12 protein-coding genes are annotated in these 11,340 nt (G+C 50.2%); 8 read left to right on the plus strand and 4 right to left on the minus strand.

Translation table 11 applies throughout. The features are described 5' to 3' along the window. The first annotated feature begins 264 nt into the window (after nucleotides 1-264). Together OCV73_RS02450 and OCV73_RS02455 are read left to right on the plus strand one after the other, a co-directional pair. Nucleotides 265-966, plus strand: coding sequence for a DUF6088 family protein (locus tag OCV73_RS02450; RefSeq protein WP_004309978.1), 702 nt, complete (start codon nucleotides 265-267; stop codon nucleotides 964-966). Nucleotides 967-975: 9 nt separating this feature from the next. Further along, entirely contained in the window at nucleotides 976-1,992 is a 1,017-nt protein-coding gene (locus OCV73_RS02455; protein ID WP_004309977.1) for a nucleotidyl transferase AbiEii/AbiGii toxin family protein, read from the plus strand. Between the two features lie 43 nt (nucleotides 1,993-2,035). On the opposite strand, the gene mobC is transcribed toward OCV73_RS02455, so the two are convergent. The 4 genes from mobC to OCV73_RS02475 form a co-directional block, all read right to left on the minus strand. Next, nucleotides 2,036-4,045: a conjugal transfer protein MobC gene (gene mobC / locus OCV73_RS02460; RefSeq protein ID WP_007478174.1), complete on the minus strand. Its 2,010-nt coding sequence runs from the start codon at nucleotides 4,043-4,045 to the stop codon at nucleotides 2,036-2,038. Between the two features lie 18 nt (nucleotides 4,046-4,063). Then, nucleotides 4,064-5,332, minus strand: coding sequence for a conjugal transfer protein MobB (mobB, locus tag OCV73_RS02465; RefSeq protein WP_007566686.1), 1,269 nt, complete (start codon nucleotides 5,330-5,332; stop codon nucleotides 4,064-4,066). Then, the gene (gene mobA / locus OCV73_RS02470) at nucleotides 5,317-5,739 is read right to left on the minus strand and encodes a conjugal transfer protein MobA (protein ID WP_004309974.1); all 423 of its coding nucleotides are present in this window, start codon (nucleotides 5,737-5,739) and stop codon (nucleotides 5,317-5,319) included. The genes mobB and mobA overlap by 16 nt, the downstream gene beginning before the upstream one ends. A gap of 135 nt (nucleotides 5,740-5,874) precedes the next feature. Further along, nucleotides 5,875-6,084, minus strand: a complete 210-nt coding sequence (locus OCV73_RS02475; RefSeq protein ID WP_007754151.1) for a hypothetical protein — start codon at nucleotides 6,082-6,084, stop codon at nucleotides 5,875-5,877. 236 nt (nucleotides 6,085-6,320) lie between these two features. On the opposite strand from OCV73_RS02475, the gene OCV73_RS02480 reads away from it, so the two are divergent. The 6 genes from OCV73_RS02480 (at nucleotide 6,321) to OCV73_RS02505 (ending at nucleotide 11,242) form a co-directional block, all read left to right on the plus strand. Next, complete coding sequence (locus OCV73_RS02480; RefSeq protein WP_007845733.1) at nucleotides 6,321-7,103, plus strand: ParA family protein; 783 nt, start codon at nucleotides 6,321-6,323, stop codon at nucleotides 7,101-7,103. Between the two features lies 1 nt (nucleotide 7,104). Beyond that, nucleotides 7,105-7,533, plus strand: a complete 429-nt coding sequence (locus tag OCV73_RS02485) for a DUF3408 domain-containing protein (RefSeq protein WP_007845734.1) — start codon at nucleotides 7,105-7,107, stop codon at nucleotides 7,531-7,533. Nucleotides 7,534-7,535: 2 nt separating this feature from the next. Continuing rightward, a complete protein-coding gene (locus OCV73_RS02490; RefSeq protein ID WP_147548670.1) occupies nucleotides 7,536-8,036 on the plus strand; it encodes a hypothetical protein in 501 nt (166 codons plus the stop codon). Nucleotides 8,037-8,206: 170 nt separating this feature from the next. Further along, nucleotides 8,207-8,503: a DUF4134 domain-containing protein gene (locus OCV73_RS02495; RefSeq protein ID WP_004308755.1), complete on the plus strand. Its 297-nt coding sequence runs from the start codon at nucleotides 8,207-8,209 to the stop codon at nucleotides 8,501-8,503. Between the two features lie 10 nt (nucleotides 8,504-8,513). Further along, nucleotides 8,514-8,849 (plus strand): DUF4133 domain-containing protein, encoded by a 336-nt coding sequence (locus OCV73_RS02500; protein ID WP_007845738.1) that lies wholly within the window; start codon nucleotides 8,514-8,516, stop codon nucleotides 8,847-8,849. Continuing rightward, a complete protein-coding gene (locus OCV73_RS02505; protein WP_262512844.1) occupies nucleotides 8,846-11,242 on the plus strand; it encodes a TraG family conjugative transposon ATPase in 2,397 nt (798 codons plus the stop codon). The genes OCV73_RS02500 and OCV73_RS02505 overlap by 4 nt, the downstream gene beginning before the upstream one ends. Nucleotides 11,243-11,340 lie beyond the last annotated feature (98 nt).

Raw genomic sequence — 11,340 nt, forward strand, 5'->3', positions numbered from 1 at the left:
TTGCTTTAAACGAGCCATTTGTGAGCCATTTGTATATATTGTTTTCGGCTTATAATCAACAGTTTTACAAAAATCGCATTATACTTGTGAGCCATTTGTGAAGCGTTTATGAAGCGTATGGCAAGCCTTTGATTGAGTTTCCGTTATTCTCCTATTATCAGGTGACACGACAAAAAGAAAACATCTTCGGCAAAATCTTTGTTATGTTTTTGCAGGTGATTACATAATATACTATCTTTGCATATAGAAACAAAGGACATAAATATGGCTTCATTCAGAAAAGAGATACTTGGGCAGATTGAACGGATAGATACCGGGCGTATATTCACGTTCCGGGATTTATCGTTTGAAACGGAAAAGACCGCCAATGTTGCGGTGCTACTTTCCGAACAGAGCCGCAAAGGGGTACTGGTACGGGTTGAAAAGGGGGCGTACTACCGTCCCAAGAAATCAGTGCTGGGGCTGGGAAAGCTGCCTGTCTATCAGGATGAACAGTTCCGCTACCTGACTGAAAAACTGAACGGCTATATCACGGGGGCTTACATCTATAACAAAATGGGGCTGACCGAACAGGTAGCCACAACCATAACGATAGCCACTCCTAACCCGGTTCGCCGTTTCCGTTTCAAGAACTTGGATATAGAGTGCGTGAAAGCCTACTGCATGGTCTATCCGGATGAAAGCCTTGTCCCGTACTTGCGGCTGCTCGATGCGATAAAGGACATGAAGCGCATACCCGGAACAACCGGGCAGGACATCTACAACCGGGTCAAAAGCCAATATTTCAACGGGTACAGCCTGCCGGAACTGGAAAAAATCGTATCTTTGGCGAAAAGTTACCCGCCACGTGTCAGAAAGGTGGTGGCGGATATACTGGGCGACATCAGACAAACCGTATTGCAAACGGAAATGGCAAAGACCATTCTTCCCACGACACGGTTCAACTTGGATTATAAAACAGCATAGGACAGAAATATGAATTTACATTCGGACAAGGAAGCGTTCAAGGAAATCATCGCACTGGCGGCTGACCATTTCGGCTACGAGCAGTCGCACGTGGAAAAGGATTACTGGGTATCGAAGATACTGCGGGATATTTCCATGTCCGAATATGCGGATAAGACCTACTTCAAAGGCGGAACTTCACTTTCCAAAGCCTACGGGCTGATAGAACGTTTCTCGGAAGATTTGGACTTGTTCGTGTTCACGGGTGATAAAGGTGCGTCCAAGCAGGCAGAAAAGACATTGAACAAGAAACTTTCCAAATACATAGCCGAACTCAATAGTGACATATACAAGGAAGATTTGTCGGAAACGGGCGGTAATTACCGTAAACTGTATTTCTCGTATGACAATGTATTTCAAGGCGTGGGACTGAAAGAACATTTGGAAGTAGAGATAAAATCCTGTGACCTGCCGGACAAAAAACTGATGTTCTACCCGGCGGACAAGCGGGTTATCAAACCGATTGTGACCGCCTTTCTTGAAAGCATCGGGCAAGAGGAACTGATAAGCACCTACGGGCTGGAAAGTTTTGAAACGCAGTGTATCAACCCCCGAAAGACTATCTGCGACAAGGTTTCAAGGCTGGTAAAGCTGTCTTACAATGAGGATGCAGCCGCACTGTTGGCAAAGCATATCCGTGACGTTTACGACTTGTCGGCACTCTACCACAATCAGGAATATAACGATTACCTACATTCGGAAGATTTCTTGGATGCCATGTACCGGGTGACGATAGAGGACGGACTAAATAAAAACTCCCGTTCGCACTTGTCGCTGGCTGATGCACCGATATTCAAGGATGCCGAAGCGGTCATGGCGTTACCCGAAGTGGCTACGGCGTACACTACCGATTTGAAGAAACTGACTTTCGACAAAAGCAAGATGCCGCCGATAGGCAAGGCTGTGGAAGCATTGAAGAACCTGCACGAAATATTAGTGCGTTTTGAAGCCTACCGCACCAAAAAGCAAAATGAAGAACAACCGTAAAGCTACATCGGCTGTTCTTCACTCCATACATTATTATATATAGCTATTCTTCCTCCTTAATCAAGTGGCATAACTCCGGGTCGTTCTTAATCCGGGTTATCTCGTCCTCGACTATCTGCCTGACTTCCTGACGGATGCGGTCATAGTTGGCTTGTATCTCCTCCTGCATCCGGTCGTTGCCGTCCTTGTCGGTGAAGTCGATAATCTGCGGCAACTTCACGTAATGGGCGGTTTCCCGCTTCACCTTTTCGTTGTCCACCACGATTTCGCAGTGGAAAATCTTCTGCTCTATCCGTTCATCGAAGTTGTCCGCCACAGCACCCACGAACATACCTTGCGTGAGGTTGGATATTTTGCTGGCGGGTATCAGGCTGTCCATTTGGGTGCTTATCGAGGTGGATTTTTCCCGTTGGTTTATCGTCATGCTCTGCCGTTTCTGCAACACCTTTCCGAAACGCTCGGAAAGGATTTTCGCCGTTTCACCGACTACTTGACCGCTGAACACGTTACCCACAGTATTTTGGATAACCCGGCTTTCCTTGTCCCCGTAATCACGGGTAAGCTGGCTGTAATCCTGAAAGCCTAACAGAACCGCAACCTTGTTGCTTCGGGCGGTGGCAATCAAATTATCCAACCCCCGAAAATATATAGTTGGTAATTCATCTATTATCACCGAACTTTTAAGCTGACCTTTCTTGTTTATCAGCTTCACGATACGGGAATTATATAATCCCAGTGCTGCCGAGTAGATATTTTGGCGGTCAGGATTGTTGCCGACAACCAGTATTTTAGGCTCTTTCGGGTTGTTGATGTCAAGTGAAAAATCATCGCCCGTCATTACCCAGTAAAGGGCGGGTGAAATCATCCTTGAAAGCGGGATTTTTGCACTGGCAATCTGCCCCTGCAACTGTTCAACTGCCGAACTTTCCCAAGCGTCCACGAACGGGGAAAGGTAATTTTCCAGTTCGGGATAACTGCGCAAAATCGTGAATACATCAGCGTATTTCTTGTTCAACAGTTCTATGGCATGGGGAAACGTGCAATACCTGCCGCCTTGATAGATGCGCAAATACCAAATAATGGCTGCAAGCAGGATAATCGGGCTTTCCACGAAGAAGTCGCCCTGCTTGCTTATCCAGCTTCGATTGAGGTTAAGCATAATCGTGTAGCTGGCTTCATAAGCATCCGCAATGTCCGACATGAAGCTGGCGTTTATAGGGTTACATCGGTGGCTCTTGCGTGGGTCGTCAAAGTTGATAACGTAAAATTTCGGCTTGACCTTGTAGCCGTCCAAGTGGTTAAGCAAATGATTGTAAGCGATTTCCGAAAGGTCAGGAAACTTATAATCATACAGGTAGAGCGCAAAACCTTTCTCGATTTGCTGTTTTATGTAATTATTTACTACTGCGTATGACTTCCCGCTGCCCGGCGTTCCTAACACGATGCTCGCACGAAAAACGTTTACAACGTTAATATAGCCATTGTTCCACTTCTTCTTATAGTAGAACCGGGTAGGCAGATTTACAGAATACTCGTTCTCGATAAGCCTTGTTTCCTGCTGGAAACTTTCGTTCTCGGTATTAAAGACATCATCCATGAGGTTGTTTTTCAATAACCGGGACATCCACGTACCCGCCATGAGCATACAGATATAGCCCGCCGACAGCGTGGCGATATAAAACACAGTGTCCGCCGTATGTGGCAGCGGAAGTTCCAGCAGCCACCAGTTCAGGAAAAACAACACGACACCCGCCGCAAGGCTGCAATGTATCTTCGCCCACGTTATCTTTTCCTCTTTCACGCCCTTAGTGCCGATACACGACAGGGCGAGGAACACCACCGAAAATAGTTTTGTCCATAAGATAGACGAGAACAGCCCGGTGGTGCGCTGGAAGTTCCACAGTATCTTGTCTATCACCTCAAACGTCACTCCCCATTCTTTCAGGGTGGAGTAACAGAACCAGTACACGTTTATTCCCACGAATAGAATACTGACAGCCCGCATAAAGTCCATGACCCTTGCAAGCCCTCTCAAATCATCTTCCTGTTGCATGATTGTAATGTTTTTAAGTTAGTTGATGCGCCTTGTGCGCTTCTTTTTCTTCTTTCTCTTTTGGCGGTCGGTGTCCTGCGGCTCGTCACCGCCTGATGCACCGCCGCCCAGCAAACCGCCGAAAGCACCCAGCACGGAAGCCATGCCCGAAACGATGTCGGCTTTCGGCGTGAAGCCCGGCTGTTCCTGATGCGTGGGCTGGTCTTGCTGCGGTGCTGCCACTTCGGACTGGTGTATCTTTCCGGTTTCGCCCGAAAAACGTTCGTTGAACACGTTCGCCGAATACTCCTTACCCAAGCGTGAACCGTTCAGCACCACCCGGCTGTCGTGGTCGATGAACGTAACGCCATAGATGCGCCCGTTGTCGTTCTGACGGAATACCACATCAATGCCCTGCTTCTTTAGCTGTCGTTCCAGTTCCTTGCGGCTGCGGGCGGTCTGCATGGCAGTGGCTACAATCTTCCGGGTGCGCTCTTTCAGTTTCCCGTTCTTAATTGCTTCGCCCGATTTCTCCATTCTGCGCTGCACCGCTTCATAACCTACCGACTTGCCGATGCGGGAAGCCTTTACCGGGTTGCCCACCTTTTCGCCCTTGTCGTTCATGGCGGAATAGACAATGCCCTGATAGGGCTTGCCGTTTATCTCGCCTTTGACTTCCTCGGCGCACACGTTGTAAGCGGCAAGCAAAGCCTTGTACTCCCCGAACGACTGGAAGCGGTAGCCATAGCAAGCCGCTTTCACGGTGTTGCCGATTTGGTGCTTCACGTCCCCGGCGGCATAGTCCACCTTTTTAAGTTCGGGGCGTTCGGCACGTTCCTTTCGTTCTGCCGGGTGCAGGTTGTATTTCTGCTCCAGTTCACGGGTGATTTGCTTGCTGCGCCGATGCTCGAACTTGTCATTCAGCGGCTTGCCGTTCTCGTCCACCCGCAACCCCACGATGTGGATATGGTGGCGGTCGATGTCGGTATGCTTGTACACCAGATAAGGCTGGTCGCCATAGCCCAACTTCCGCATATACTCTTTGGCGATGTCGGAAAGCTGCCGGTCGGTCAGCACGTCTTCCGGGTGCGGGTTTATGGAAATATGAAGTATCGGCTTCTTGGTGGATAGCTGGACGGGCATCTGCATTTCAAAGCTGCGCATACACTCGCCGATAGAGAAATTCCCGTCCTCGCCCAACAGCATCCGGTTGGAGAAAAGCACCTTTGCTTCCCCGCTGTCCACCTTGTTTTGGTTGTATGCCAGTGCGCCGAACATATTGCCGCCCGTGCTTATTTTGGCAACCATAGTTCCCTGCACTCGTTTGTCAGGTCGATAACCTGACGGTTCAACACAGCCAGTTCGGTGGTCGCTTTCTCCAGTTTATAGAGAAAAGCCAGTGCCTTTTTCTCCGAAAAGTTACTATTCAGAGCCTTTACCACTTGGTTGTAATTGACCGCAACCGCCCGGAACTGGGCATAAAATTCGGTCAGCCGGGCGCAATATTCTACTGCCGATTTGTCCACTTTCACCACCCGGAACGGCTCGCCGAACAGCCGGGCGGCGATGAAACGGGACTTGCTCGTGACGCCCGACTGCTCCCATTGCGAGAGGAAGCGGGCATTCTCCCGGTCGTTCAGGTAAAGGACATGGCGATGCTTCGCCGGGTCTGCGAGGGCGGGGCGACCGCCCTTGTTGGTTCTTCTTGTTTCCATGCTTCTTTGGATTAAAAAATTACGACTTCGGAGTGATTTTTACCCCCGACAGGGGCAAGGCGTTTTCAGGCACGGAAAACGGTTCTATGTGCCATAGAACACACCTTGCTATTTTCTGACGAAAATCGAAATCCGTCACGGACGGATTGGGGTTAGCGTGGAACGGTAAGCCCAGCCATTCACCAGCCCTGTTTTACACCTGCGCCCCCTGCGGTTCGTTACTCCGCTGCAAAGTAACGGTGATTTATAATGCTGTAAAATAGGCGGTTGGTGGACAAAACGGGACAGCGCAGGACAAATCGGGACAAGGTTTTCAGGGGACGTTTTTTCTCCCTTTTTTTGCATCGGATTTCAAGATTGAAAGCAAGATTGAAAGAAATATTCCAATCAGGAAAGAATGATTGAAAGCAGGATTTCAATAAAACGTGATTGCAGGATTTCAATATTTCAAGAAAGAATGAAAGCTGGAAAACAAGATTGAAATAAAACAGTCTTTCAATATTTCAAGATTGCAATATGGAAACAAAGAAAGCTATATGGCTGGATTGATTGAAAGCAATAAATAAATCTATCAACCAATAATGAACGGAAGCAATATGGAAAACGAGAAAACACCCCTTTATGTCGCCTTTTCCACCCAAAAGGGCGGGGTCGGCAAAACCACCTTTACCGTGCTGGCGGCGAGTTACCTCTACTACCTCAAAGGCTACGATGTGGCGGTGGTCGATTGCGACTACCCGCAACACTCCATTGCCGGGATGCGAAAGCGGGATGCCGAGCAGGTCGGGGCGGATGAAGATTACAAGCGAATGGCGTATGAACAGTTCACCCGGCTGGGGAAGAAAGCCTACCCGGTATTGTGCAGTTCACCTGAAAAGGCGATTGCAACGGCTGACGAACATATAGCCGCCGGACACGTGCCGGATATAGTGTTTTTCGACCTGCCCGGCACGGTGAACAGCGAGGGCGTGATAAACTCCCTTGCGGGCATGGACTACATTTTCACCCCCATTTCCGCCGACAAGGTGGTGCTGGAAAGCAGCCTGTCGTTCGCAATGGCTATCCAAAAGCTATTAGTGAAGAATGAAGCCTGCCGACTTGCCGGGCTGTACCTCTTTTGGAACATGGTGGACGGTAGGGAGAAAACAGACCTTTACACCGCCTACGACAAGACCATTAAGGAACTGGAACTGCCGCTGATGAAAACCTTTATCCCCGATACCAAACGCTACAAAAAGGAACTGGTGGCGGATAAAAAGGCGGTGTTCCGCTCCACGCTCTTTCCCGCCAGCCGCCCGCTGGTAAGGGGAAGCAACTTGGAAGAACTGATAACCGAAATAGTGTACTACATCAAATTAAAATGATATGGCAAAGCAAAGCGGCGGGATGCCGAAGATAGACGAGGATTTCATGAAAGAGCTTATCTCGCAGGGTGTTCCCAGTAAAGAAGATAATAAACCGAATGATGCACCACATACCAATCTTGCATCACAAGTTACCCAAGAGGAACAGCAGACGGAAACGGTGCGGGTGGAGAAAACGACAAACCGCAAGCGCAAGGGCGGTTCGGGCGACTACCGGGAAACCTACTTTCAGAAAGTAGAACTGGCAGACCGACAGCCCTTGTACGTGAGCCGTACCACGCACGAAAAGCTGATGCGTATCGTGACAGTGATAGGCGGGCGCAAGGTGACGGTAAGCAGCTACGTGGAAAACATTCTGCTGCGACACTTCGAGCAGTACCAAGACGAGATAAACACCCTGTACGAAAGCAACTTCCAAAAGCCTGTCTGACTATGGTAATCTATTGCATACTTACCGGGCTTTTGGTGTACTATATCGCCCTATGGCTGTGGTATCGCTACACGGACAGCCGGACATCACCGGGCAGAACGGATGATGCGCCACTCCCACGAAACGGGGTTTCGGGCTACACGCTGATAGGTGAAAGCCGATACAAGGGCGGACTAATCGGGACAGCGCAGGACAAATCGGGACACATCCCGCAAGCGGCTGAAAATGATACTATTTTTGCGCCGCAGGCTGACGGACAGCCGGAAGAAAACATTCCGGAAGCAGCAGCCGAAGCGGAAGAAACGCCCGGTTACGAGAATGACGAACCCGACTACGAGGACGAGGAAATAGCCGGGTACATGGACGGTGACGATGATACCGGACGGGCTACGGGCGTGAGCTTCGATGAACTGGGCGTTTCTTCCGCTACGGCTGCTGTCCCTGCCGGAACTGGCGATACAAGCGAGGAACACGAAGCGTTCGACATGAACGATTTCCTATAATATAATAATGTATAAGCCTGACAGCATGAAACAACGGGATTACGGTTGATTGGCAACCTGAAAACCAAACAGACAAACGGGACTATCCCCGACCACTAAAATTTCAAATTATTCACCAGCCGGGAAAGGCGGACTATCCACCCGCCGCCCGGCATTAAAAACAAATCACAATGAGAAAGAAAATCTTCTTGTCGGCGGCTATACTTGCCGCCGTGGTAAGTGCCTACGCACAAGGAAACGGGCAGGCGGGCATCACCGAAGCCACGAACCTAATCACCGGGTATTTTGACCCCGGAACAAAACTGGTGTACGCAATCGGGGCGGTCTGCGGCTTGATTGGCGGGGTAAAAGTATATAACAAGTTTTCAAGCGGCGACCCCGACACCTCAAAGACCGCCGCCAGTTGGTTCGGGGCGTGCATCTTCCTGATTGTCGCCGCCACTATCCTACGTTCGTTCTTCCTCTAAAAAGGCGGCAATGTCTGAATATCCGGTAAACAGGGGTATCGGGAAGCCGGTGGAGTTCAAGGGGCTGAAAAGCCAGTACCTCTTTATCTTTTGCGGCGGCTTGCTCGCTGTCTTCGTGGTGTTCATCGTCCTGTTCATGGCAGGCGTGAACCAGTGGCTATGTATCGGTTTCATCGTGTCGGCTTCGCTGCTGCTCGTGTGGCAGACGTTCCGGCTCAACGCCAAGTACGGCACGCACGGGCTGATGAAAGCTGCCGCACGCAAAAGACACCCACGCTTCATTATCAGCCGAAAGGCGATACCCCGGCTGTTCAACTACAAAAGAAGAAAGGAAGAAAGAACATGAGGAATATGTTAAAGGCTACCACGCTGGAAAGGAAATTTCCCCTTTTGGCGGTGGAGAACGGCTGCATCATTTCAAAGGATGCGGACATAACGGTGGCTTTCAGGGTGGAACTGCCCGAACTGTTCACCGTCACCAGTGCCGAGTACGAAACCATACATTCGGCGTGGTACAAGGCGGTCAAGGTGCTGCCCGACTACTCCATAGTACACAAGCAGGACTTCTTCATCAAGGAGAACTACCAGCCCGACACCGAAAGGGACGAGCTTAGTTTTTTAAGCCGCTCCTTTGAACGGCACTTCAATGAACGCCCGTTCCTGAACCATTACTGCTACCTGTTCCTGACGAAAACGACAAGGGAGAGAAGCCGCCGACAGAGCGACTTCTCCACCCTCTGCCGGGGCAGGATTGTACCGCAGGAGATAGCCGACAAGGAAGCGGCGGCAAAGTTCATCGAAGCGGTCGGGCAGTTTGAAAGGATTATGAACGACAGCGGGTTTGTCACCCTTACCCGGCTGGCGGCATCGGAAATCACCGGGCAGGACGGAAAGGCGGGCATCATCGAGAAATACTTCTCGCTCTCGCAAACCGACACTACTTGCCTGAAAGACATCGGGCTGTACCCGGAAGAAATGCGGGTCGGGGACGATATACTGTGCCTGCACACGCTTTCGGACGTGGAAGATTTGCCCGGAAAGGTCGGGACGGACTGCCGATTTGAGAAGCTGTCCACAGACAGAAGCGATTGCAGGTTAAGTTTTGCCGCCCCGGTGGGCGTACTGTTGTCGTGTAACCACGTCTATAACCAGTTCATCTTCATAGACGACCACGCCGAAAACCTGAAGAACTTCGAGCAGACCGCCCGGAATATGCAATCGCTCTCCCGCTACTCCCGTGCCAACCAAGTGAACAAGGAGTGGATAGACGAGTACCTGAACGAAGCGCATAGCAAGGGGCTTATCTCGGTGCGCTGCCACTGCAACGTCATGGCATGGAGCAATGACCGGGAAGAACTCAAACGCATACGCAACGATGTGGGAAGCCAGCTTGCACTAATGGAGTGCAAGCCACGCCACAACACCACCGACACGCCCACGCTCTTTTGGGCGGGCATACCCGGCAACGAAGCCGACTTCCCCGCAGAGGAAAGTTTCTACACGTTCTTGGGGCAGGCTCTCTGCCTGTTCGTGGAAGAAACGAACTACAAGAGTTCGCTTTCGCCGTTCGGCATCAAAATGGTGGACAGGGTAAGCGGTCGCCCGCTGCACATCGACATATCGGATTTGCCCATGAAGAAAGGCATCACGACCAACAGAAACAAGTTCATACTTGGGCCGAGCGGGTCGGGTAAGTCCTTCTTCACCAACCACATGGTGCGCCAGTGTTACGAGCAGGGTGCGCACGTGCTGCTGGTCGATACGGGTAACAGTTACTTGGGGCTGTCCCAGCTTATCCACAACCGCACGCACGGCGAGGACGGGATTTATTTCACCTACACCAACGAGAACCCGATAGCGTTCAACCCGTTCTATGTCGAGGACGGGGTATTTGACATCGAGAAAAAAGAGAGCATCAAGACCCTGATACTCACCCTGTGGAAGCGGGATGATGAAGCCCCCAAACGGTCGGAAGAAGTGGCGTTGTCAAACGCCGTGAGTGCCTATATCGAACTGATAGGCAAAGACCGTTCGGTAACGCCCTGCTTCAACACGTTCTACGAGTTTGTCCGGGATGATTACCGCCGACAGCTTGAACAGAAGAACGTCAGGGAAAAGGATTTTGACATTGACAATTTCCTGAACGTGCTTGAACCGTACTATCGTGGCGGTGAGTACGACTACCTGCTGAACTCCGACAAGGAGCTGGATTTGCTGCATAAACGCTTCATTGTCTTTGAATTGGACAATATCAAAGACCACAAGATTTTATTCCCGGTAACGACTATCATCATCATGGAAGCCTTTATAAACAAAATGCGCAAGTTAAAGGGGATAAGGAAGTTAATACTAATTGAAGAAGCGTGGAAAGCGATTGCATCGGCGAACATGGCGGACTACATAAAATATTTGTACAAGACTGTCCGAAAGTATTTCGGGGAAGCGATTGTAGTCACGCAAGAGGTAGAGGATATTATTTCTTCCCCTATCGTGAAAGAAAGTATCATCAATAACTCGGACTGCAAAATATTGTTAGACCAGCGAAAATACCTGAACAAGTTCGACAGCATACAGAACCTCTTGGGACTGACCGACAAGGAGCGTTCGCAGATATTGTCTATCAACATGGCGAACCACCCCGGACGGAAGTACAAGGAAGTTTTCTTCTCGCTGGGCGGCACACAATCGGCGGTGTACGCCACGGAAGTTTCATTGGAAGAATATTACGTGCGCCCGTAAAGGGAATTTGACGAATGTCGCTTTGGCAAGCGACTGGGCAAGTGTTTAAAATGCCCATTAACAACCGCTAACCGGAGGGGAAAACCCCACAAGGGAAC

Origin of the sequence: Barnesiella propionica, assembly GCF_025567045.1 — a bacterium.
In the GTDB taxonomy this organism is placed as follows: domain Bacteria; phylum Bacteroidota; class Bacteroidia; order Bacteroidales; family Barnesiellaceae; genus Barnesiella_B; species Barnesiella_B propionica.